Raw genomic sequence first — 23,584 nt, 5'->3', positions numbered from 1 at the left:
AGCCCGCGCCCGTGAAAAGCCTTAGCATGGAGGCTTCGCAGCCAATAATTAATTAACCGCTTATGAAATTGGTCAGCGGCCGCCGGGGCACCCCCGCAGCCCAAACCAGGCGCAAGGCCGGGCAGAAAGGCCCCGGCCGCCCCGAGGGCACCAGCGTCGTCCGGGACGACATTCTTGACGCAGCGGAAGAACTCTTCTCCAACCTGGGCTACGCGGGCACCACTCTGCGGGAGATCGCCGACCAGGCCAAGGTCACGCAGGCACTGATCAACTACTACTTCGGTTCGAAGTACGGCCTGTACGAAGCCGTGTTCATGCGCCGCAGCCAGATCATTTCGCAGCAGCGCCTGGAAAACCTGGCGCAACTGCAGGCCAAACCGGGCCGGCCCAAGGTACGCGATGTCGTACAGGCTTTCCTGATGCCGACGCTGGCCTTCCGCTCGACGCCCGAGGGCCGGTCGTTCCTGCGCCTGCAGGCCCGCCTGCACACCGAACCGCCGCAGATTTCCTACAAGCTGCGCACCGACGCCTACGGCAACTCCACGCGGCTCTATGTGGAAGCGGTGCGCAAGGCCCTGCCCAACCTGCCCGAGCTGGACGCTTACTGGCGCGTCACCCTGATGGTGGGCACGTATCTTTATGCGTTCTCGGATACCCACCGCATGGAAGAAATGGCGCCCGCCGGCCTGTACGACCCTGACGACACCAACAGCCTGATCGACCAGGTCACCCGCTTCGTGACCGGCGGCATGCAGGCGCCCTAGCGGCTGGCCGATACCTCGGCCAGCCGTTCCTCGATCAGCCGCCCCTCGACCACCACGTCGCGGCCATCCAGCGCCACCGTGCAGCGGCGCAGCGGGATGTCCATGTGGCAGGCGGTGCTGCGGGACCCGCCCACCTCGTTGTTGGGCCCGAGCGAGAACAGGAAGTTGCCGGCATAGGCGCGCGCATCCATGCCTATCGTGGCCTCGCGATCGTACAGGCCCAGCGTGGACCAGCGCGCGCGGTTCTGCGCGCCCCAGCCGATGTGCGACATGGCATAGGCTTCCGGGTCGTTGAAGGACTCCATGTAGTCGCGAAGCAATTCGGCATCCATGCCGCCTGTAATGGAGGTGACGTAGCCGTCCGCCACCTCCATCACGATGGGATCGTTCACGTACGACTTCATCGGCAGCAAGATGTCGCCCTTGTCCACCACGATGCGGCCGCGCGTGGCCCGCTCGTTCGGCCAGGTCAGCGCGAAGCCGCTGGGCCAGTGGTCCCAGCGGCCCGGCTCGTCGACGAAACCGTATTCCTTGACCACCGGGAACTCGCCCAGCGGACACACCAGGTTGGTGCCCGCCGCCGACGTCACCCGCATCTCGCGCGAGCGTTCCAGCAACGCCCCGCAGGCCAGCACGCGCGCGCGGTCGGCCTCGGTGGGGACCATGCGCAGCAGGATCTCGGGCGGCTCGACCGCCAGCAGGATCTTGCCGCCGCCTTGCAGGATGTCGTGCTGCTCGGGCGAGAAAAGCAGCGTCATCAGGTCGACGACGAGGTCGCTGGCCTTGAGCGCGGCGATGGCCGCGCGGTTGCCGCTCAGGGGCGTGGTACCGAGATAGGCCAGCGAATCGCGGCTGAGCGATTTCTCGCCATTGACCGGCGCCAGGTCCAGCCGGTTCACCCGCGCGCCCAGCAGGCCGGCCGCCGTCACCGCGCAGCGCAGGGTCTGGGGATGGGTCACGCCCTCGGTGGTCAAAACCGTAACGGTGTCGCCGCGCTTCAGGCGCGACAGCGTCAGGACCTGGGTCCATGCCTGGATCAAATCGGAATCGCTGACAGCCATAGCCTGCTCCTCGCTAAACGGGGGTTCCCAGAAAAGTGCCGAAGCCCTGGAAGAAACCTTCTTCGTCGTCCCAGGGGATCATGTGTCCGGCCTGCGGCACGGTGCGCACTTCCAGCCGGGGCACCAGGCCCCGGATCTCGTCGATGTCAGCCGCCTCGATGACGCCGCCCTTGCCCGCGACCATCAGCAGCGCGGGCACCGCGATCGCCGGCAGGTCGGCATGCATGTCGTGCGTGCCGAAGGCGTGGTAGGCGCACACGATGGCGTCCTCGTCGCAGGTATGCAGCCATTCGGCCCGCAGGCGCAGTTGCGCCTCGGTCCAGGTGGGCGAGAAAGGCTTGAGCTTTTCCCAGTCGGCGCCCTGACGCATGAGCCGGATGGAGTCCACGTACCAGTCGATCCTGGCGGGATAGGGCCGGCGGCCCGGCCCCGACACGGGCGGGTCCACCATGACTAGGCGCGCGAGCCCTTGCGCGTGATGCGCCGCCACGATGGCGCCTATGCGCGCGCCCATCGAATGCCCGACCAGGAAATAGTCCGCCAGGCCCAACGCCTGCGCGAAGGCGCCCACGTCGGCCGCGCAAGCCTCCAGGCTGTAGTCCATGCCCGTCGCGGTCTCGGACAGGCCGCGTCCCCTGACGTCGAGCACGTAGGTGTCGAACTGCCGCCCCAGCCGCTCGGCCACGAAGGCCCAGGTCACCGCGGGACTGGTGATGCCGGGCACCAGCACCAGGGGCCGGCCCTTGCCGCCGAAGCGCAGGTAATGCTGGCGTATGCCATTGGCGTGCACGTTGGCGCCGTACAGAAATGTGCTGGCCGCGTAATGGTGGAATGTCATGGATATCCTCCGCCTCTCACGCCGCCAGCGCCTGCCGGCCGAAGCGCTGCGCGCACGTGGTCGCGTCATAGATGTAGACCCAGTTGGCCTGGATGCCCACCGCATTGGGATTCATCAGCTCGCGCCACCGGTACAGCAGGTCGCGCTTGAACTGCGCCCAGGGCGACGGCAGGTGGTAGGTCTTGCCGCGCTCGCGGGCCTCCAGCTGCACGCGGCTGGTGCGCGGCCGGCGCTCGGCCTCGTAGGCCTGCAACGCCGCGCCGATGTCGCGGCCGTAGTGCTCCAGCGCCGCGCCCAGCACGTAGCCGTCCTCGATGGCCATGGCCGCGCCCTGCGAAAGAAAGGGCAGCATGGGATGCGCGGCGTCGCCCAGCAGCGTGACGCGGCCCTTGGACCAGGCCTGCATCGGGTCGCGGTCGAACAGCCCCCACTTGTAGACGTCCTGGGTCCGGCTGAACAGCTCGATCACGTCGGGATGCCAGCCCTCATAGGCCTTGGTGAGTTCTTCCCGGCTGCTGCGCACGTTCCAGGATTCCTCCACCCAGTTGCGCGATTCGTTCACGGCCACGATGTTCACCGCCGCGCCGCCATTGACGTAATAGGTGACCAGGTGCCCGTGCGGCCCCATCCAGAACGCCGCGTCCGGGCTGACGAACTTCAGCGGATGGCGATCCACCGGCACCAGCGCCCGCCAGCACATGTGGCCGGTGAACTGCGCCGACTCCGTGCCGAACAAGGCGTCGCGGACCACCGAGCGCACGCCGTCGGCGCCCACGATCAGGTCGGCCTCGTATTCGCTGCCGTCGCTCAGGGTCGCCACCGCGGTGTCGCCTTCGGTGCGGACACCGGTGCAGTGGGTGCCCAGCGTCGCGCCCTTGCCGGCGGCCAGGTGCTGCGACAGGATGGCGTGCAGGTCGGCGCGATGGACGTGATAGAACTCGGCGCCGTAGATCTGGGGGCAACTTTCCTTCAACGGCGTGCGGAACAGCTCCCGCCCCGAGCGCCAGTTGCGGCCGACCATGGCCTGCGGCAGGAAGCCCACCCGCTGCAGGTCATCGGCCAGGCCCAGCGCCTTGAGCACCTTGACGGCGTTGGGCGTGACCTGCACGCCGGCGCCTACCTCGCCGAAGGCCGACGCCCGCTCGAACACATGATTCTCGATGCCGCGCAGCGCCAAGGCGCGCGACAGCGCCACGCCCCCGATCCCGCCACCCACGATGCCTACGCGCAAAGGACGACTCATACGGCTTCTCCTTTTTTCCTTCCTGCGGAAACCGGCGGCCCGTCGGTTCCCAATAAATAATTAAACAGAAAATTAATAATGGACAGGACGGAGCCTGGGCCCCGTCCCGCGCCTAGCCGCCCAGATAGGCGGTCAACAGTTCCGGATCCTCCAGCAAGCCCGATGACTCGCGCTCCGCCACGACCCGGCCGGTCTCGAACACGTAGGCGCGCGACGCGGCGGTCAGCGCGTTGTGCACGTTCTGTTCGACCAGGAGGACGGTCACGCCCTGCCGGCTGATCTCGCGCACCACGTCGAATACCTCGTCGGCCATCTTGGGGCTGAGCCCCAGGCTGGGCTCGTCCAGCAGCAGCAGCACGGGCTCGGACATCAGGGCCCGGCCGATCGCCAGCATCTGCTGCTCGCCGCCGCTGAGCGTGCCCGCCAGCTGCTGGTGGCGCTCCTTGAGCCGCGGAAAACGTTCGTACACCTTGGCCACGCGCTGCTGCACCGTGGCCTGCGAACGGCACAGATAGGCGCCCAGCACCAGGTTTTCATAAACCGTCATCGAGGGCCAGACATGGCGCTCTTCCGGGCTCTGGGCGATGCCCAGCCCGACGATGCGGTCCGGCGCCACGCCGCCGATGTCGCGCCCGTTGAAGCGGATGCTGCCGCGCGTGGGCTTGAGCAGCCCCGAGATGGCGCGCAGCGTCGTGCTCTTGCCCGCCCCGTTGGCGCCGATCAGCGCCACGGTTTCGCCCGGCTGCACGCGCAGGCTCACGCCATGCAGCGCGGCGGTCTTGCCATAGCCGACGTGAAGATTGTCCAGCTCCAGCAGTGGAGCGGATGAAGCCTGAACGGTGCTCATGCCGCGCGCCCTCCCCCAAGATAGGCCTCGATCACGCGCGGGTCGCGCTGCACGTCCGTCGGCACGCCCTCGGCCAATTTCTCGCCAAAGTGCATGACGACCACGCGGTCCGATACGCTCATGACCAGCCCCATGTTGTGCTCGACGATCAGGATGGACCGCACCTGCGTGCCCCGCAGCCTTTTCAGGATGCGCCCCAATTCCATGGCCTCCTGGCTGTTGAGCCCCGCGGCCGGCTCGTCCAGCATCAGGATGTCCGGCTTGGCCGCCAGCGCCAGGCCGACTTCCAGCAGGCGCAGCTCGCCGCAGGACAACAGGTAGGCTGGCGCGTTCATGCGCTCGCCCAGCCCCATGATGTGAACGATGCGCTCGGCCTCCTCGCGCGCCGCGTATTCGGCGGCGTGGACCGCGCGGCCCGGGAAGAAGGTCTGCAACAGGCCCTGGCGCGCGCTCAGGTAGTGGCCGGCCAGGATGTTCTCGAACACCGACAGCGACTTCAGGATGTTCGTCTTCTGGAAACTGCGGACGATGCCCTTCCTGGCCATCTGGTAGGGCTTGGCGCCGGTCAGGTTCTCGCCCTTGACGTGGACCTCGCCCGAGGTGGGCGCGTAAAACCCGGTGATCAGGTTGAAGCAAGTCGTCTTGCCGGCGCCGTTGGGCCCGATCAGGCCGACGATCTCGCCGGCCCCGACCTGGAAGCTGATGTCCTTGACCGCCTTGATGCCGCCGAAGGTCTTGCACAGCCCGCGCACGTCCAGCATGGGGGCGTGGCCTATTGCATGCACAGTTGTCATTTCGGTTTCCCAAGGCGCCACGCGCCGCTTACACCGGATAGAATGGCGCCCCCCCGACCCAGGGCACAGCGGATCTGGCTCCGCCAGTCCGCCGGTGCCGCCCCCTGGGGGGCGCGCGACAGCGCGTAGGGGGGAGTCCTCATCTCTCGGCGGGTCGTCAGGAATCCCATCAGGCCGCGCGGCAGGAACAGCACGATGGCCATCACCGCCAGGCCGAACAGCGACAGCCGCAGTTCCTTGGCCTCGCGCAGGTATTCCTCCAGGAAGGTCACCAGCAGCGCGCCGATCAGCGGTCCGACCAGGGTCCCCTTGCCACCGACCAGCACCATGATGATCATGCTGACCATGAAGGCGAAGCGGAAGACTTCCGGCCCGACAAACGAGATGTAGTGCGCGTAGAACCCGCCCGCCATGCCGGCCAGGAAGGCGCCCAGCACGAACGCCAGCATGGCGTAGCGGAACGGCCGGATGCCGATGGACTGCGCGACGTAGCGGTTCTCGCGCACGGCCACCGCGGCGCGGCCCGCATTGGAATAGACGAAGCGGTACGCCAGGTAGAGCGAGACCGCCAGCACGGCCCAGGCCAGGTAGAAAAAGAACTGCTTGGTCGCCAGGTTGCCGGCCTGGGCCAGCCACGCCGGCTGCGGCACCCCGGCGATGCCCATCGGACCGTTGGTGAAGGCGACCCAGTTGTCCGCCACCAGCCGCAACACTTCGGCGAACGACAGCGTCACGATGACGAAGAACGGCCCTTGCAGCCGCAGCGTGATGCTGCCGATCAGCAGCCCCATGGCCGCCGCCAGCACGCCGGCGGCGGGAATCGTGGCCCACATCGGCCAGCCCAGCTGGGTGGACAGCAGCGCCGCGGCATACGCGCCCGTCCCCAGGAAGGCCGTATGGCCGAGCGAGAACTCGCCCACATAGCCCACGACCAGGTTCAGGCTGGTGGCCAGCACCGCATAGAACAGCACCATGATGGCCACATGCAACAGGTACTGGTCGTGGACCACCAGCGGCAGCAGCCCCGCGACCAGCAGCGCAACCAGAATGGCGTTACGTTCGAATTGCATGATCAGGCTCTCTCGGCGCGTCTGGAGAACAGGCCATAGGGCCGGAACACCAGGGTAAGGATCACGATGACGAAACCGATGATGTCGACCCAGCCGGTAGCAACGTAGCCGCCCCACAGCGCCTCGGCCACGCCCAGCACCAGTCCGCCGACGATGGCGCCGGCGAAGCTGCCCATGCCCCCCAGGATCACCACCACGAAGGCCTTCATGCTGACCAGCCCGCCCACCGACACCTGTGCCGAGTAGATGGACCCGAGCAGCATCCCCGCCAGCGAGGCGATGACCGTTCCCAGCGCGAAGGTGCAGGCATAGACGTTCGCCGTCCTGATCCCCGCCAGCTGCGCGGCCATCGGATCCTGGAACGTCGCCCGCATCGCGCGGCCCAGGCGGGTCTTCTGGATCAGCAGGTAGGCGGCCACGATCAGCACCGCGCACACCGCGACGGCGAACAGCCGGATCTTGGTGACCACGATGGGCCCCAGGAACACCGGCCCGCTGGACACCGGCCCTTCCACCTTCAGCGGCGCGGTGCCCACCACCAGCAGCGCGGTATTGGCCAGGAAGATGGACAGGCCGATGGTCAGCAGGATGCCCGGCTCTTCGCCCTGGCCGCGGATGCGCTCGATCAGCACGCGGTCGATCAGCCAGCCGAACACGCCCATGATCAGGGCCACCAATGCCAGGCCTGTCAGGAAATCCAGGCCCAGGGCGGTGGTCACCCACCAGCCCAGCACGCCCCCGAGCATGTACAACTCGCCGTGGGCGAAGTTGACCACGCGCATCAGGCCGAGGATAAGCGTGAGCCCCAGCGCCGAGAGCGCATAGAAGGAACCGATCACCAATCCGTTGGCCAGGAACTGTGGCAGCAAATCCATGGTTTCTCCCGACTCGGCGCGCGAATCAGGGCCGCTCGGTGGGGGACTGCGCCACCACCTTGGGTTCGCGGTTCTGGATCTGCACCAGCACGACCTCGAAGCCGTAGCCCTCGCCCTTCTCGGTGAACTTGAAATGGCCGTTGGGCGCGGCGTAGTCGGTCTTGCGCAGTGCATCGCGGATGGCGTCGGGCTTCGTATTGCCCGCCCGCGCGATGGCCTCCATCACGATGTTCAGCGCGTTGTAGCCGGCGGCGCCGTACTTGCCGGGCTTCTCCTTGTAGGCGGCGCTGTAGTACTGGACGAAGGCCTGGTTGCGCTCGCCCGGCATGCTGGAGGCATAGGGCACGGCCGCGTAGATGCCTTCCGAGGCATCGCCTGTCAGGCCGATGAAATCGGACGTCGCCCACGAACCCACGCCGAAGATCTTGGTCTGGATGCCGAACTCCTTGAACTGCTTGACCAGGATGGAGCCGTCCTGGGTTTCTGCGGCGACGAAGACGCCGTCGGGCTTGGCCGCGCGCAGCTTGGTCAGCAAGGTGTAGAAGTCGGTGGCGCCGTGGTCGAAGTATTCCTTCATCACGGTCTTGACCCCGAGCGCGGACAGGTCCTTGGAGAAATCCTCCACGCCGCCGCGGCCCCAGTCGTCGTTGACGCCGATGTAGGCCACCGTTTTCAGTTGCAGCTTCTGCGCCAGGATCTTGCTGAAGGTCCTGGACATCAGGCGGTCGGTCTCGGCCGAGCGGAAGAAGTACTGGAGCCCCTTCTCGGTCAGGTCCGCCTTGGACGACACCCCGGTCAGCATGGGCAGCTTGTACTTCTCGGCCACGGGCATGACCGCCGCCGTGGCCGAACTGCAGAAGGCGCCCGTCAGCGCCACGACCTTGTCGCGCACGATCAGCTTCTCGGCGGCGTTCACCGAGTTGGCGGGACGGCATTGCCCGTCCTCGATGACCAGCTCGATCTTCCTGCCCAGCACGCCGCCGGCGGCGTTGCGGCGCTCGACCGCCAGCTTGGCGCCGTTGACGTAGGTCAGTCCGTTGTAGGCAACCGAGCCCGTCAGGGGCTGGATGACGCCGATCTTGATGGTTTCCTGCGCCCACGCCGCGGGAGCTGCCCCGCCCATGGTTCCCGCCAGCAACAGTGCCCAAGACAGCTTACGCATAGCGACCTCTCGCAAAGGTTTCGATTGAGAATTGCCTACCGCCCGCGATTAATTAAACAAGTAATTAATTTATCGATGAATTAGGGTTTACGGCAATCGGGACAAGACCATCGCTTCGTAAGCATGAAGGGTGCCAGCGCGTGGGCGTGGCCAGAGCGCCCGGCGTGCGCCCGTGCGGTGCGTATCCGCACCAGCGGCAATAGGCGCGCACCGACATGGCGCAGGGGGCGGGACAAGTACTACTCCAGCTTGGCGCCCGACGTCTTCACCATCCGCTCGACCACGGGCGCCAGCAGCTCGTACTCCTTGCGGGCATCTTCACCCGAGTTGCCGATCGCATCCATGCCGTAGGCCTGGATGCGCGCCTGCATTTCGGGTGTCGCGATCGCGGCGCGCGCTTCCTGTTCCAGCCGCCTGGATACCGCCTCGGGCGTGCCCGCCGGCGCCAGCATCGCGAACCATCCCATGGGCTTGAACTCGGTATCCTTCATACCCGCTTCCGCCATGGTGGGCACGCTGGGAAGCTCCTTGGGCCGCTGATCGGCAATCACGGCGATAGCGCGCAGCCGACCGGTCTGCAAATGCGGCACGACCGGCCCCAGAGTCGTGAATCCCCACGACACCCTGCCCCCCACCAGTTCCTGGATCAGCGGCACCTCGCCCTTGAAAGGCACGTGCGTCATGTCCAGGCCACGCGAATGGCTCAGATAGGAAGCGACCAGGTGGCCCGAAGTGCCCACGCCGAATGAACCGTAGTTGACCTTGCCGCGGTTCTGCGCGGCCCACTCCATGAACTCCTTCATATTGCGCACCGGTATCTCGTGGTTGACCACCAGGACCAGTTGACCGCTGGAGATCTGCGTGATGAAACGCAGGTCGCGGTTCACGTCGTAGGGAACCTTGTCGAATATGTAGGGCAGCGTCAGGACCGGCGTCGAGTTCGTGACCAGCAGGGTGTAGCCGTCGGGCTTGGCGCGCGCCACCACATTGGTGCCCAGCATGCCGGATGCGCCCGGCTTGTTCTCGACGATGAACGTCGCGCCCAGCCGGCGTCCCATTTCCTCGCCCAGGGTGCGCGCCAGCGCATCGGCGGCGCCGCCCGCCGGCTGCGGCACGACAAGGGTGATCGGCCGGCCGGGAAAAGGCTCGGCCGCTTGCAGCGTTCCACACGCCAATGCTGCCGCCAGCAAGAGCAAGGGCTTGATCATGTGAAGGTCTCCTGATTTCAGTGGGCGACCGCCGGCAATTCGGCGCCGGCAATCTCCTTGCCGAATTCGAAATCGCCGGGCCGACGCCAGGTCTTCAGCGGTGTGCCGTCGCGCAACGCGCGCATCTCGCGCGCCCACATGCGGCGCAATACCGCGATGGCCTTGTCCGACTGCCCAAGATGCTCGGCGCCACGGTCCGCGATCACACCCTGCCCACCCAGCGCGACCGTGTCCTGGATAATCGGCAGCAGCGGATGGTTCTGGTCCACCTCGTCGAGCGTTATTTCGCAACGCATGACGCGCGCGGCGATCTCGGCTGGATCCTCCACTTCGCCCAGATCGGGCAAGGCTGCGTTGAAGGTGCCGACGCGGTTGACCATGGCGCTGAAGGTCGTCGTATCGTCCATCGGCACGCGCCAGGCGAGCAGGATGGACATCTTCGTGCGGTCCTGCGGAATGGGAACCTCGCGTAGCAGGACATTCGGCATGAAACCGTAGCCGACGCGCTTGCGGCCATCCTGGCGCGTGGAAACAACCACCAGCCCATGCTCGGTTTCTTCCGCGGCGACTTTGGGGATCTGGTCCAGACCGTACTTCGCCATCAAATGCTTGTGAGTGAAGAACACATGCGCTTCGTCGTGATCGTTCTCCACCCGCTGGAAGAAGTTGTAGTCGAGTACGACCGCCTGGGTCAGCAGCGTGCCTCGGCTGTCGTCCTCCAGCTCGGGGAAGCGGGGAAACTCCGGCGGTTCTCCTTCCCCGACATAACAGAAGATCAGGCCCAGATACTCCCGGACCGGATAGCTGCGCAGCGACAAGCTGCGCGCATAGGCCTCGCTCTCGGCGGGAAACTCCTCCCCCCTTCCTTCTGCATCGAACTTCCAGCCATGGTAGCGGCAGCGCATGCCGTTGCCTTCGACCCAGCCGTAGGCCAGGCTCGTCCCCCGGTGGGGGCACCGATCCTGCGTCATGCGCGGTTGACCGTCCTCGCCGCGGTAGAGCGTGTAATGCGTGCCCAGCAGCTTGACGCGCATCGCGCGGCCAGCCACGCACTTTCCAGCCAGGGCGACCGGCTGCCAGAAGCGCGCCACCAGGCGACCGGCGAGCGCGCCGCCTTCGACCCGGGCGAAGTCGACATCGGGGTACAGACTCATGATGGAGTTCCTCGAAAACGTCGGATTCGTTACCTTAAATACTATGCTTTCATAGTAATGGTAAATTTGGCGCAAAGAATCCACAATGCTTATTTCGTTCGCCCCGCACTAGTATTTCCCCCAACGTCCAGCCATGAACAAATCAACGAGCAGCAAGCCCTCCCCCGGGAAAATCGCCACCCAGTCATCCGAAGACAGCGTCGGCTACCAGCTCAGCGCCACCTACCGCGTGCTCAACCGCGCGCTGCAGGCGCAGGTCGCCCGGCTGGACGTTCCCGCGGGAACCTGGATATTCCTGCGCACGATCTGGGAAGAGGACGGACTGACGCAACGCGAGGTGGGTCGGCGGGTAGGCATCATGGAAGCCGCGGCGGGCTCGGCCTTGAACAAGCTGGAGAGCCGCGGCCTGATCCGGCGCGTGCGCAACGCCGACGACCGGCGCAAGATCAACATCTACCTGACCGAGCGCGGCCGCGCGCTGGGACACGAACTGATGCCCAAGGCGGACGAGTTGACAGCCCGGATGGTGGAAGGATTCGAGCACTTCGAGGTGGCGCAGTTGTGCAGCTACCTGATGCGGGTCAGGCAGAACCTGCGTGCGGTCGAATCGTCGGCGGACATCAAGAACGAAGGCACCGAAAATACTATTGATTCATAGTATTTCGGTGCATCGCTCGCGGCCCATCAGGTCTTCATCTTGTAGCCGGTGCGGAAGATCCAGGCCACGATGCCCAGGCACACCAGCAGGAACACCAGCGTCATGCCCAGGCTGACCACGACGTTGACGTCGGACTGGCCATAGAAGCTCCAGCGGAATCCGCTGATGAGGTAGACCACGGGGTTGGCCAGCGTGATCTTCTGCCAGATCGGCGGCAGCATGCTGATGGAGTAGAACGCGCCGCCCAGGAAGGTCAGCGGCGTGACGACCATGAGCGGGATGATCTGCAGCTTCTGGAAGTCGTCGGCCCACAGGCCGATGATGAAGCCGAACAGGCTGAAGGTGACGGCGGTCAACACCAGGAAGCCCACCATCCAGACCGGATGCTCGATGTGATACGGCACGAAGAGCCGCGCCGTGACCAATATCAGCAAGCCCAGCATCATCGACTTGGTGGCCGCCGCCCCGACGTAGCCGACCACGGCCTCGACGGGCGACACCGGCGCCGACAGAAGCTCGTAGATGGTGCCCGTCCACTTGGGCAGGTAGATCCCGAACGACGCATTGGAAATGCTCTCGTTCAGCAGCGACATCATGATCAGGCCGGGAATGATGAAGGCCCCGTAGCTGACGCCGCCGATCTCGCCCATGCGCGAACCGATGGCGGTGCCGAACACGATGAAGTAGAGCGAGGTGGACAGTACCGGCGAGGCGATGCTCTGGGTCAGCGTGCGGAAGGTGCGCGCCATCTCGAACCGGTAGATCGCCCGGATCGCGTAGAAATTGATCATGCTTGCTCCCGCACCAGGCTCACGAAAATATCCTCCAGCGAACTCTCGCTGGAATGCAGGTCCTTGAAATCGATGCCCTGCTCGTTCAGGGCCCGCATCAGCGAGGCGATGCCGGTGGCCTCGCCCTGCGTATCGAAGGTGTAGACCAGGGCGTTGCCGCCGTCGGCCAGTTCCAGCGCGTAGCCGGCCAGCGCCGGCGGCAGCGCCTGGAGCGGCGCCTGCAATTGCAGCGTCAGCTGCTTCTTGCCCAGCTTGCGCATCAGCGCCCGCTTTTCCTCGACCAGCACCAGTTCGCCCTTGTTGATGACGCCGATGCGATCGGCCATGTCTTCGGCTTCCTCGATGTAGTGGGTGGTCAGGATGATGGTCATGCCTTCGTCGCGCAGGCGGCGCACCATCTTCCACATGTCCCGCCGAAGCTCGACGTCCACGCCCGCGGTCGGCTCGTCCAGGAACAGCACCTTGGGTTCGTGGGCCAGGGCCTTGGCGATCAGCACGCGCCGCTTCATGCCGCCGGACAGCGTCATGATCTTGGCATTGCGCTTGTCCCACAGCGACAGGTCGCGCAGGATGCTTTCGATGCGCGCCGGATTGGCCGGGTGGCCGAACAGGCCGCGGCTGAAGCTGACGGTGGCCCACACCGACTCGAACGCGTCGGTGGCGAGTTCCTGCGGCACCAGGCCGATGCGGGTGCGCGCCGCGCGGTAGTCAAGGACGATGTCGTGGCCGTCCACCAGCACGGTGCCGGCGGTCGGGCGCGACAGTCCACAGACGATGCTGATCAAGGTGGTCTTGCCGGCGCCGTTGGGGCCGAGCAGGGCGAAGATCTCGCCCCTGCGTATCTGCAGGTCCACGCCCTTGAGCGCGTGGAAGCCATTGGCGTAGGTCTTGGCGAGGCCCGAGATGGAAACGATCGCGGGCGCCTCGCCGGGAAGCGGGGGGCGGGTCGAGACTGGCTGCATGGCGTGATGAGCGCGCCGCGGGGGAATGGGAGGGGAACGGCACGGTCCCGGCGGCGGAAGTCGAGTGTATAGGATAGGTCCGGACGCGTCCTCAAGCCTGTTCCGCCAGCAGGGGCATTTCCCGACGGGCCGACCCGTTATCATCCTGTTTTCGCGGCCGGCAATCCGCCCGCCGCCGCACGACCGGAGCATTCCCCCATGAACCATCCCCCGGAAAACGTCAGCATGGCGCTGTTCTGCGACTTCGAGAACGTGGCCCTGGGCGTGCGCGACGCCAAGTACGAGCGCTTCGACATCAAGCTGGTGCTCGAACGCCTGCTGCTCAAGGGCAGCATCGTGGTCAAGAAGGCCTATTGCGACTGGGACCGCTACAAGGGCTTCAAGGCCACCATGCACGAGGCCAACTTCGAGCTGATCGACATTCCGCACGTGCGCCAGTCCGGCAAGAACTCGGCCGACATCCGCATGGTGGTCGACGCGCTGGACCTCTGTTACACCAAGTCGCACGTCAACACCTTCGTGATCATCAGCGGCGACTCCGACTTCTCGCCGCTGGTCTCCAAGCTGCGCGAGAACGCCAAGCAGGTCATCGGCCTGGGCGTCAAGCAGTCCACCTCGGACCTGCTGATCGCCAATTGCGACGAATTCATCTTCTACGACGACCTGGTCCGCGAGACGCACCAGGCCGCCCGGCGCGAGCCGCGCGGCACGCAGCCGGCCAGCCGCCGTCCGCACGACGAAGACAAGTCGCGCAAGGACGAACTGGAAGCCCGGCGCGAGAAAGGCATCGCGCTGGCGGTCGAGACCTTCGACGCGCTGCTGGCCGAGCGCGGCGACACCGGCAAGATCTGGGCCTCGGTGCTGAAAGAGGCCATCAAGCGGCGGCGGCCCGACTTCAACGAGTCCTATTACGGCTTCCGCGCCTTCGGCAACCTGCTGGAAGCGGCCCAGTCACGCGGGCTGCTGGAGTTCGGCCGCGACGACAAGTCCGGCGCCTATGTGTATCGCGCCAACGGCGAAGCCGCGCCGGTCGAGCCGGCGGCGCCCAGGCCGGCGGCAGTGCCCGCCCCGGCTCCCGCCGTCGAACCCGCCGAGGCGCCCGCAGCCGAGACACCGGCCCCCCGGGCGGACAAGCGGCGCAACACCCGCGGCGCCGGCAAGAGCGCTTCCCGCCGCGGACGGCCCGAGGCCGAGGCGGCCGGGGAAACGGCGCGGCAGGAATCCGCCGCCCTGCCGCTGTTTGCCGCCGAACCGGCCGCACGGTCCGAACCCGAGGCCCAGCCCGCGCCGGTCGCGGCGCCGCCCGAGCCGGTCCAGCTGCCCGCCGTTGAAACCGCCAGCGCCGGCCCCGATGCTGCCGGTACGGCCGACGCCACGGCCGCCGCGCCGGCCAAGAAGGCTGCACGCAAGACCGCCCGCAAGACGCCCGCGCGTCCCCGCGCGCGCAAGACCGCGGCGAAGGCTCAGGAGGGCTGAGCGCCTGGACGACCGCCGAAGGCGCGCGCCAGCGTCAGCACTTCGCCGGTCGCCACCGGCTCATAGCCCGGCAGCGCTTCCAGGCGCCGTATGAAGCCCGGCGCCTTCAGAATGGCCAGGACATCGTCCAGCCGCCGGGCGTCCAGCGCCGACTGCTCCACCGCGAAGAAGTAGCGCTCGGTCACCAGCGGCACGAAATCCAGCCCGAAGCGCCGGGCCGCGGTCTCGATGCCGAAACCGACGTCGGCCATGCCGCTGGCGATGTAGGCGGCCACGGCCGCGTGCGTGAACTCGGTGCTGTCGAAGCCGTTGATGGCTTGCTGCGGCACCTGGTCGCGCGCCAGCATCAGCTCCAGCAACATGCGCGTGCCCGACCCCGCCTGCCGGTTGACGAAGCGCACGCCCGGCCGCGCGAGGTCGCCCAGCGCCCGGATGCGCTTGGGATTGCCCGGCGCCACGCACAGCCCCTGCACCCGCAGCGCGAGCTGGACCAGCACGTGCTTGCGCGGATCCAGCCATTGCAGGTACTGGCGCACCGCGTCCTGCTCGAACGGCCCGATGGGCACGTGGAAACCGGCCAGGTCGCATTCGCCGCGGGCCAGCGCGGCCACCGCCTCGGTGCTGTTGCGGTAGCGCAGCTCCACCGGCATCTGCGCGGTGTTGATCCAGTCCACCAGCGCCGCCACGGCGAAACCGTGGCTGGCGTACAGTCGCAGCGGCGAGCGCTCGGGCGCCACCGCCTTGCGGATCTCGGCCTCGAGCTCCGAGGCCAGGCTGTCCAGCGTGGGCGACAGGCGGGCACGGATGCGGTCCTCGGCCAGCAGCAGGACCGTGCCCAGGTGGCTGAGCCGCGTGCCCTTCCCCGGCCGCTTCTCCAGCAGCGGCGTGCCGAACAACTGCTCGGCGCTGCGCAGCAGGCCCCATACGTGACGGTAGGACAGCCCTTCCAGGCGCCCCGCCGCCGCGATCGAGCCCGACTCGCGGATGCTGGCCAGCAGGCGCAGCAGCAGGGACGTATCCACCGCGGATGAGGACTCGGCCCCCGTCCCCTGGATGTGCCAGCCGGGTTGGATCGCGATCTTGAACATTTATGTAATCCTGAACATATTTTTCGCGGGAAGTTTCTTTGTTAGAGTGGGTTGCATAGCGAGACATATGTTCTGAATTTCATATATTAGCCGTTTCCGCCCACCGCGACGCACGGCATGGAACCCCATGGACCAGAAAGTCATCCCCATCGTCGCGGCGGCGCCCACGCGCGAACGCAGGCGCCAGCAACCCAAGGGCCGGCGCGTCGATCCCGCCGCGCTGGCCGAGGTGCGCGCACTACTGGGGGACGCGCCGCGCCGGCGCGACCTGCTGATCGAACACCTGCATCGCGTGAACGACCGCTACGGCCAGCTGGGTACCCGCCACCTGGCGGCGCTGGCCCAGGAACTGCGCATGGCGCAGGCCGAGGTCTATGAGGTGGCCTCCTTCTACCACCACTTCGACGTGGTGCGCGACGACGGCCAGGCCGAATCGGGCACTGCGCCTCTGACCGTGCGGGTGTGCGGCAGCCTGTCCTGTGAACTGGCGGGCGCCGGGCCGCTGCTGGAACGCCTGCCGCAACTGCTGGGCACCGGCGTGCGGGTCGTGCCGGCGCCGTGCCTGGGGCGCTGCGAACAGGCCCCCGTGGCGATGGTCGGCCAGCGCCCTGTTTCCCGTGCGACGCCCGAAGCGGTACAGGCGGCCGTTGCCAGCGGCGACACCCGCGACCTGCCCGGCGACTACATCGACTACGCCGGCTATGTCGCGCAGGGCGGCTATCGCGTGCTGCGCGAATGCGCCTCCGGCCAGCGCGACGTGGAGTCCGTGCTCAAGGCCATGGAGGACTCGGGCCTGCGCGGCCTGGGTGGCGCCGGCTTCCCGGCCGGCCGCAAGTGGCGCGCGGTGCGCGCGGAACCCGCGCCGCGCCTGATGGCGGTCAACGTGGACGAGGGCGAGCCCGGCACCTTCAAGGACCGCTACTATCTGGAACGCGATCCGCATCGCCACCTGGAAGGGCTGCTGATCGCGGCCTGGGCCGTCGAGGCGCAGGCCGTCTACATCTACCTGCGCGACGAATACCACGGCTGCCGCGCCATCCTGCAAGCGGAGCTGGACCGCCTGCGCAATGATCCGCCCGTTCCCGGCCTGCCCCGCATCGAATTGCGGCGGGGCGCCGGCGCCTACATCTGCGGCGAGGAATCGGCCATGATCGAGTCCATCGAGGGCAAGCGGGGCATGCCCAGGCTGCGTCCGCCCTATGTCGCGCAGGTCGGCCTGTTCGGCCGCCCCACGCTCGAGCACAACTTCGAGACGCTGCACTGGGTGCGCGACATCCTCGAACGCGGCGGCGCCTGGTTCGCCTCGCAAGGCCGGCGCGGGCGCAAGGGTCTGCGCTCGTTCTCGGTGTCGGGACGCATACGCCAGCCCGGCGTCCACCTGGCGCCGGCCGGCATCACCATCCAGGAACTGATCGACGAATACTGCGGCGGCATGCAGGATGGCCACGATTTCTACGCCTACCTGCCGGGCGGCGCGTCGGGCGGCATCCTGCCGGCGTCGATGAACGACATCCCGCTGGATTTCGACACGCTGCAACCCTACGGCTGCTTCATCGGCTCGGCGGCGGTCATGGTCCTGTCCCATCGCGACACCGCCGTGGGCGCGGCGCGCAACATGATGGGTTTCTTCAAGGACGAATCCTGCGGCCAGTGCACGCCCTGTCGCGTGGGCACGGCCAAGGCGCTGGAGCTGATCCGCCAGCCCGACTGGGACATCCCGCTGCTGGAGGAACTGTCCGCCGTCATGCGCGACGCCTCGATATGCGGACTGGGCCAGGCCGCCCCCAATCCCGTGGACTGCGTCATCAAATACTTTTCAGAAGAACTGCATCCCGGGCCGTCTGGCCGTGCCACGGACAATTGACATGAATGCCATCAATCGCCGCGAACTCGGCCTCTCTGCCGTTACCGTGAACTTCCGCCTGAACGGGCAGGAGGTCAGCGCCGCCGACAACGAAACCCTGATCCAGGTCGCCGACCGCCTGGGCATCGAGATTCCCCGCCTGTGCCATGCCGACGGACTGGAGCCGGCTGGCAACTGCCGCTCGTGCGTGGTCGAGATCGCCGGCGAGCGCGTGCTGGCGCCGTCGTGCTGCCGCACGCCGCGCAACGGCATGGAAGTCACCACCGACAGCGAACGCGCGGTGCGCGCGCAGAAAATGGTGCTCGAGCTGTTGCAGGCCGACATGCCCGAGACCTCGTACACGCGCAACAACGAAGTGGACCTCTGGGCCCGCAAGCTGGGGGTGGGCAAGCCGCGCTTCGCGCCGCGCGCCCCGGTGGCCGCCGATACCTCGCACCCGGCCATCGCCGTCAACCTGGACGCCTGCATCCAGTGCACGCGCTGCCTGCGCGCCTGCCGCGACGAACAGGTCAACGACGTGATCGGGCTGGCCCATCGCGGCGACCATGCCAGGATCGTGTTCGACATGGACGACGCCATGGGCGCCTCGACCTGCGTGGCCTGCGGCGAATGCGTGCAGGCCTGTCCCACCGGCGCGCTGATGCCCGCGCGCGAAGTGGCGCTGCAGGTGCCGGACAAGGCGGTCGATTCGGTCTGCCCCTATTGCGGCGTGGGCTGCCAGCTGACCTACCACGTCAAGGACAACCGCATCCTGTACGTCGAGGGACGCGACGGCCCGGCCAACCACGAGCGCCTGTGCGTGAAGGGCCGCTACGGCTTCGACTACGCCCATCATCCCCATCGCCTGACCCGGCCGCTGATCCGCCGCCCGGACGCGCCCAAGCGCGGCGACGCGGTCATGGACCCGGACCGCGTCATGGAGGTGTTCCGCGAAGCGACGTGGGAAGAGGCGCTGGACCGGGTGGGCGAGCAGCTGCGGTCGATCCGCGACACGCACGGCAAGCGTGCGCTGGCCGGCTTCGGTTCGGCCAAGGGCAGCAACGAGGAAGCCTATCTGTTCCAGAAGCTGGTGCGCACGGGTTTCGGCAGCAACAACGTCGATCACTGCACACGGCTGTGCCATGCTTCGTCGGTGGCTGCGCTGTTGGAGGGCATAGGCTCGGGCGCGGTGTCCAATCCCGTGATGGACGTGGGCAAGGCCGAGGTGGTGATCGTGATCGGCGCCAATCCGACGGTGAACCACCCGGTGGCGGCGAGCTGGATCAAGAACGCGGTGAAGAACGGCACCAGGCTGATCGTGGCCGATCCGCGCCGCTCGGATCTCGCGCGGCTGGCGCACCGCTTCCTGCAGTTCAAGCCGGACACCGACGTGGCGATGCTGAACGCGATGATGCACGTGATCGTCCATGAAGGCCTGGTGGACGAGGACTTCATCGCCAGCCGCACCATCGGCTACGACGAGCTGCGCAGGAACGTGGAAGGCTACAGCCCCGAGAGCATGGCGCCGATCTGCGGCATACCCGCGGACACGCTGCGCGAGGTGGCGCGGCTGTACGCGACATCCAAGGGCTCGATGATCCTGTGGGGCATGGGAGTCTCGCAGCACGTGCACGGTACGGACAACGCACGCTGCCTGATCGCGCTGGCGCTGATGACCGGCCAGATCGGCCGCCCGGGCACCGGCCTGCATCCGCTGCGCGGCCAGAACAACGTGCAGGGGGCGTCGGACGCGGGACTGATTCCGATGATGTATCCGGACTACCAGCGCGTGGACAACGCGGACGCGCGACGCAAGTTCGAACAGTTATGGGGCATGCCGCTGGATCCGCAGCCGGGGCTGACGGTGGTGGAGGTGATGCACGCGATCAAGGCCGGCACGGTGCGGGGCATGTATGTGATGGGCGAGAATCCGGCGATGTCGGATCCGGATGCCAATCACGCGCGCGAGGCGCTGGCGGCGCTGGACCATCTGGTGGTGCAGGATATCTTCCTGACCGAGACCGCCTATCTGGCCGACGTCATCCTGCCGGCCTCGGCGTTTCCGGAGAAGACGGGGACGTTCACGAATACGGACCGGGTGGTGCAGATGGGCCGGCAGGCCCTGGATCCGCCGGGCGACGCGCGCCAGGACCTGTGGATCATCCAGCAACTGGCGGCGCGCATGGGGCTGGACTGGCGCTATCGCGACGTGTCGGAGGTGTTCGACGAGATGCGTCATTCGATGCCGAGCATAGGCGGCATCACGTGGGACCGCCTGCAGGCGGAGCATGCGGTGACATATCCGTGCCTGGTGGAGGGCGACGCGGGCGATCCCGTGGTGTTCACCAGCACGTTCCCGACAGAGACGGGGCGCGCGCGTTTCGTGCCTGCCGACATCATTCCGGCGAATGAGCGGCCGGATGAGGAGTATCCGCAGGTGTTGATCACCGGGCGGCAACTGGAGCACTGGCATACGGGAAGCATGACGCGTCGGGCGTCGGTGCTGGATGCGATCGAGCCGGATCCGGTGGCGTTGGTGCATCCGCTGGACCTGGAAGAGATCGGGGTGCGGCCGGGGGATGTGATCACGCTGGAGTCGCGGCGCGGGGAAGTGTCGTTGTATGCGCGGGCGGAGGAAGGAACGCCGCGGGGGGCGGTGTTCGTGCCGTTCTGTTATTACGAGGCGGCGATCAACAAGCTGACGAATGCGGCGCTGGATCCGTTCGGGAAGATTCCGGAGTTCAAGTATTGCGCGATACGGATCCGGGCGGGAGGGATGGAGCCGGTGCAGAGCAGTTATGGGGGTGGGCAGATATTGGGGTTGGGTGCTTGAGCCGGCCGTTGGTGAAAAGGGTCACAACAAGCCCCGGTCAACCTTGGACACTTCCGGCGCGATCCGAATCAGTCGTTCGGCTTGAGTGACCACGAACTGGGCAATGTCCTGTACCCGTCCGCGTTCGCCTCCAAGATACACCGCATCCCGGGCCAGGCCAGGCGCCAGCCTCCTGGCTTGCCTCGCCATGGAAGTCAGTTCCCGAGCGAACAATGGAAGCGGGCGGCCATACACCGCCCCTCCCCCCGCCGCCAACGACCTCACAGCGGATTGCTGTCCTGGTAGATGATCTTCGACTCCGTGAAGTCGTTCAGCGCCTCATGCCCATGCAGGCGCCCCAGTCCGCTGCGGCGATAGCCGCCGGTTTCCGCTTCGGCCATCAGCTTGTTGTGATCGTTGATCCACACCGTGCCCCGGCGCAGCTTGCGGGCGACGCGCTGGGCGCGGGCGCCATCGCGGGTCCAGACGCTGGAGGACAGGCCATAGACGGTGTGGTTGGCGCGGGCGATGGCTTCGGCTTCGTCGTGGAATTTCTCCAGGACGACGAAGGGGCCGAAGATTTCCTGCTGGACGAAGAAGGCGCCGGTGTCGCCGTGGGCGACCAGGGATGGCGTCAGGAAGGCACCGTGCGGGTGCTGGCTGTCCAGCGTGGAGCCTTCCAGCAGGACTTCGTCGGCCTCGTTCATGGCGCGGTGGATCTGGGACTGGACGCGATCGCGCGAGGCGCGGTCGATCAGGGGGCCGAGATGCTGGCCGGGTAGCCAGCCGGGGCCGGTCTTCAGGGCGGCCAGGGCGTCCCGCAGGTGGATGCGGGCGGCGTCGTAGGCGTTGGCGTGGACCAGCACGCGGCGGGCCGCGGTGCATTGCTGGCCGGAGATGATGGTGGCGGCATCGGCGATCTTGCGCATGACCTCGGGAATGGGCGCGTCGTCGAAGACGATGCAGCTGGCCTTGTCGCCCAGTTCCAGCGACAGTTTCTTCATGGTGGGCGCGGCCGAGGCATAGATGCGCTGGCCGGTCTCGTTCGAGCCGGTGAAGCTGATGACGTCGACGTCGTCGGACTGGCAGATCAGTTGCGACACGTCGATGCCGTCCTCGACCACCATGTTGACCACGCCCGGCGGCAGGCCGGGGATCCTGATCAGTTCCTTCAGCATCTCGCAGGTGACCAGCGCGGTCTGCCAGGCGGGCTTGATGACCGTGGTGCATCCCGCCGCCAGCGCGGGGGCCAGGCTGCGCACCAGCAGCAGCGCGGGAGCGTTCCAGGGCACGATGATGCCGGCCACGCCTGCCGGTTCGCGCAGCAGAGTCGACAGGACGCCGGGGCTGACCTCCTGGGCATTGCCGGCGATGTAGCGCGCCAGGCCGGCGTAGTAGTTGATTTCCGAGATGGCGCCGTGCATTTCGCCAGTGGACTGGGCGATGACCTTGCCGTTCTCCATCGTCAGCAGCATCGCCAGTTCCTGGGCGCGCGGGGCGAGGTTGCGCGCCCATTGCAGCAGCACGTCCTGCCGCAGGCGGGGCGAGCTCGCCCAGGCCGAGTCCTCGAAGGCCTGGCGGGCCGCGCCGATGGCGGCGCGCGCGGTGGCGGCGTCGGCCGTGGCGACGGTACCGACGGTCTCGCCGTTGGCGGGGTTGATGTTGTCCAGGACCGGCGCCGCGCCGGATTCCTGCAGATTGCCGGCGATGATCAGGCCGGAATGGTGTCGGGTCGTCATGGTTGCTCCATGTGGGACAGGGCCGCGTTGCGCGGCTCGAAAGGGGGATTGGGTCGCGATCCGGGCGCCAGGCACGACGCATCGATATCGCGGATGTCGGCGCGGCCGATCAGCGCCAGGTCGCGGTCCAGTTCGGCGTGCAGCAGGCCGATCGCCCGCCGCACGCCGGCGGTGGCACCCACGGATGCCGCATACAGGAACGGCCGGCCGATCAGCACGAAGTCGGCGCCCAGGGCCAGCGCCTTGATGACGTCGGTCCCGCGGCGGAAACCGCCGTCCACGATCAGCTTGGCGCCGCCTCGCAGCGCCGCGATCCTGGGCAGCATGCGCAACGGGGACACCGCGCTGTCCAGCTGCCTGCCGCCGTGGTTGGACAGGATCATGCCGTCCACGCCGGCATCCAGCGCGGCGCGGGCGTCGTCCTCGTGGAGGATGCCCTTGACCAGCAGCCTGCCCCGCCACCGGCGCCGGATATGCCGCAGGTTGTCCCAGGTCAGGCGATCCCGGCCGACCCGAAATCCGGGGCTGGGCGGGGCCACGATGGGGCCGCCGCGATCGGCGCCGAAGTTCTCGAAGCGCGGGATGCCGTCACGCAGCAGTGTGCGCAGCACCACGCTCGCCATCCACCGCGGATGCGCCAGCACGTCGCCCAGCAACCGCGGGCCGGGCGTGACCGGAATGCCGAAGCCCTGCCGCAGGTCGTTCTCGCGGTTCGCCGCGACGGGCACGTCGGCGGTCACGACCAGCACCTCGATGCCGGCGCGTTCCAGGCGCTGGAGCAGGCCGTCGATCCGCCCGGAGTCCCCCGGCAGATAGGCCTGGTACCACGCCCCGGGCGACCGCGCCGCGATGGTTTCCAGCGGCACGGACGAGGCCGCGCTCAGCACGAACGGGACCTGCTCGGCGGCGGCCGCCTCGGCCAGGGCCAGGTCGGCCCGATACGCGAACAGGGCCGCACCGCCCATGGGCGCGATGCCGAAGGGCGCGCGGTACTCGCGGCCCCACAGCTCGCAGCGCGTGGACCTGGCGCCGACGTCGACCAGGACGCGAGGCACCAGTTCCAGCCGGGACAGGGCCTCGGCGTTGGCGCGCACGGAACGTTCGTCCTCCGCGCCGTGCGCGGCGAAGCCATAGATGCTGCGCGGCAGCCTTCTCCTGGCCTCGCGTTCGAAGTCGGCAAGCGCGAGCATCGGGCCGCC

Annotated in this window: 20 protein-coding genes; 5 read left to right on the top strand and 15 right to left on the bottom strand. The window is 67.4% G+C overall.

The genetic code is table 11. The annotated features are described in order from the left end of the window. The first annotated feature begins 62 nt into the window (after nt 1-62). Complete coding sequence (locus tag EGT29_RS03395) at nt 63-764, top strand: TetR/AcrR family transcriptional regulator (protein ID WP_124687696.1); 702 nt, start codon at nt 63-65, stop codon at nt 762-764. Here EGT29_RS03395 and EGT29_RS03390 read toward each other — a convergent pair. The 10 genes from EGT29_RS03390 to EGT29_RS03345 form a co-directional block, all read right to left on the bottom strand. Next, entirely contained in the window at nt 761-1,825 is a 1,065-nt protein-coding gene (locus tag EGT29_RS03390; RefSeq protein ID WP_124687695.1) for a 2,5-dihydroxypyridine 5,6-dioxygenase, read from the bottom strand. The genes EGT29_RS03395 and EGT29_RS03390 overlap by 4 nt on opposite strands. Nucleotides 1,826-1,838: 13 nt before the next feature. Next, nucleotides 1,839-2,663, bottom strand: coding sequence for an alpha/beta fold hydrolase (locus tag EGT29_RS03385; protein ID WP_124687694.1), 825 nt, complete (start codon nt 2,661-2,663; stop codon nt 1,839-1,841). A 16-nt stretch (nt 2,664-2,679) separates the two neighbouring features. Then, the gene (locus tag EGT29_RS03380) at nt 2,680-3,906 is read right to left on the bottom strand and encodes an FAD-dependent monooxygenase (RefSeq protein WP_124687693.1); all 1,227 of its coding nucleotides are present in this window, start codon (nt 3,904-3,906) and stop codon (nt 2,680-2,682) included. Between the two features lie 112 nt (nt 3,907-4,018). Further along, on the bottom strand, nt 4,019-4,723 hold the full coding sequence (locus EGT29_RS03375) for an ABC transporter ATP-binding protein (protein WP_370283015.1): 705 nt from the start codon (nt 4,721-4,723) through the stop codon (nt 4,019-4,021). A gap of 26 nt (nt 4,724-4,749) precedes the next feature. Next, nucleotides 4,750-5,547 (bottom strand): ABC transporter ATP-binding protein, encoded by a 798-nt coding sequence (locus EGT29_RS03370; protein WP_238160277.1) that lies wholly within the window; start codon nt 5,545-5,547, stop codon nt 4,750-4,752. Then, complete coding sequence (locus EGT29_RS03365; RefSeq protein ID WP_124687691.1) at nt 5,544-6,617, bottom strand: branched-chain amino acid ABC transporter permease; 1,074 nt, start codon at nt 6,615-6,617, stop codon at nt 5,544-5,546. The genes EGT29_RS03370 and EGT29_RS03365 overlap by 4 nt, the downstream gene beginning before the upstream one ends. Before the next feature lie 2 nt (nt 6,618-6,619). Then, nucleotides 6,620-7,492 (bottom strand): branched-chain amino acid ABC transporter permease, encoded by an 873-nt coding sequence (locus tag EGT29_RS03360; RefSeq protein ID WP_124687690.1) that lies wholly within the window; start codon nt 7,490-7,492, stop codon nt 6,620-6,622. 25 nt (nt 7,493-7,517) lie between these two features. Then, a complete protein-coding gene (locus EGT29_RS03355; RefSeq protein ID WP_238160276.1) occupies nt 7,518-8,654 on the bottom strand; it encodes an ABC transporter substrate-binding protein in 1,137 nt (378 codons plus the stop codon). A gap of 239 nt (nt 8,655-8,893) precedes the next feature. Beyond that, nucleotides 8,894-9,862, bottom strand: a complete 969-nt coding sequence (locus EGT29_RS03350; RefSeq protein WP_124687689.1) for a tripartite tricarboxylate transporter substrate binding protein — start codon at nt 9,860-9,862, stop codon at nt 8,894-8,896. Between the two features lie 17 nt (nt 9,863-9,879). Next, nucleotides 9,880-11,016, bottom strand: coding sequence for a Rieske 2Fe-2S domain-containing protein (locus tag EGT29_RS03345; RefSeq protein WP_124687688.1), 1,137 nt, complete (start codon nt 11,014-11,016; stop codon nt 9,880-9,882). A 133-nt stretch (nt 11,017-11,149) separates the two neighbouring features. On the opposite strand from EGT29_RS03345, the gene EGT29_RS03340 reads away from it, so the two are divergent. Then, entirely contained in the window at nt 11,150-11,674 is a 525-nt protein-coding gene (locus tag EGT29_RS03340) for a MarR family winged helix-turn-helix transcriptional regulator (protein ID WP_124687687.1), read from the top strand. Between the two features lie 26 nt (nt 11,675-11,700). Here the strand turns inward: EGT29_RS03340 and EGT29_RS03335 are convergent, their stop codons facing one another. Next, a complete protein-coding gene (locus EGT29_RS03335) occupies nt 11,701-12,462 on the bottom strand; it encodes an ABC transporter permease (RefSeq protein ID WP_124692196.1) in 762 nt (253 codons plus the stop codon). Further along, nucleotides 12,462-13,427, bottom strand: a complete 966-nt coding sequence (locus EGT29_RS03330; RefSeq protein ID WP_124687686.1) for an ABC transporter ATP-binding protein — start codon at nt 13,425-13,427, stop codon at nt 12,462-12,464. Before EGT29_RS03330 ends, EGT29_RS03335 begins: the two co-directional genes overlap by 1 nt. Before the next feature lie 198 nt (nt 13,428-13,625). On the opposite strand from EGT29_RS03330, the gene EGT29_RS03325 reads away from it, so the two are divergent. Continuing rightward, nucleotides 13,626-14,903 (top strand): NYN domain-containing protein, encoded by a 1,278-nt coding sequence (locus tag EGT29_RS03325; protein WP_202865582.1) that lies wholly within the window; start codon nt 13,626-13,628, stop codon nt 14,901-14,903. On the opposite strand, the gene EGT29_RS03320 is transcribed toward EGT29_RS03325, so the two are convergent. Further along, entirely contained in the window at nt 14,891-15,991 is a 1,101-nt protein-coding gene (locus EGT29_RS03320; protein WP_124687685.1) for a substrate-binding domain-containing protein, read from the bottom strand. The two genes, EGT29_RS03325 and EGT29_RS03320, sit on opposite strands and share 13 nt — an antisense overlap. 127 nt (nt 15,992-16,118) lie before the next feature. On the opposite strand from EGT29_RS03320, the gene EGT29_RS03315 reads away from it, so the two are divergent. Continuing rightward, entirely contained in the window at nt 16,119-17,855 is a 1,737-nt protein-coding gene (locus EGT29_RS03315; protein WP_124687684.1) for an NADH-ubiquinone oxidoreductase-F iron-sulfur binding region domain-containing protein, read from the top strand. Nucleotide 17,856: 1 nt separating this feature from the next. Then, complete coding sequence (fdhF, locus tag EGT29_RS03310; RefSeq protein WP_124687683.1) at nt 17,857-20,667, top strand: formate dehydrogenase subunit alpha; 2,811 nt, start codon at nt 17,857-17,859, stop codon at nt 20,665-20,667. Nucleotides 20,668-20,927: 260 nt separating this feature from the next. Here fdhF and EGT29_RS03305 read toward each other — a convergent pair whose 3' ends face one another. Together EGT29_RS03305 and EGT29_RS03300 are read right to left on the bottom strand one after the other, a co-directional pair. Further along, nucleotides 20,928-22,385, bottom strand: a complete 1,458-nt coding sequence (locus EGT29_RS03305) for an aldehyde dehydrogenase family protein (RefSeq protein WP_124687682.1) — start codon at nt 22,383-22,385, stop codon at nt 20,928-20,930. Next, nucleotides 22,382-23,575: an alpha-hydroxy acid oxidase gene (locus tag EGT29_RS03300; RefSeq protein WP_124687681.1), complete on the bottom strand. Its 1,194-nt coding sequence runs from the start codon at nt 23,573-23,575 to the stop codon at nt 22,382-22,384. Before EGT29_RS03300 ends, EGT29_RS03305 begins: the two co-directional genes overlap by 4 nt. Nucleotides 23,576-23,584: the final 9 nt, after the last annotated feature.

Origin of the sequence: Pigmentiphaga sp. H8 (assembly GCF_003854895.1) — a bacterium.
GTDB lineage: Bacteria > Pseudomonadota > Gammaproteobacteria > Burkholderiales > Burkholderiaceae_B > Pigmentiphaga.
Note: the sequence above shows the minus strand (reverse complement) of the source record. Positions and strands in the feature narration are given on the sequence as shown.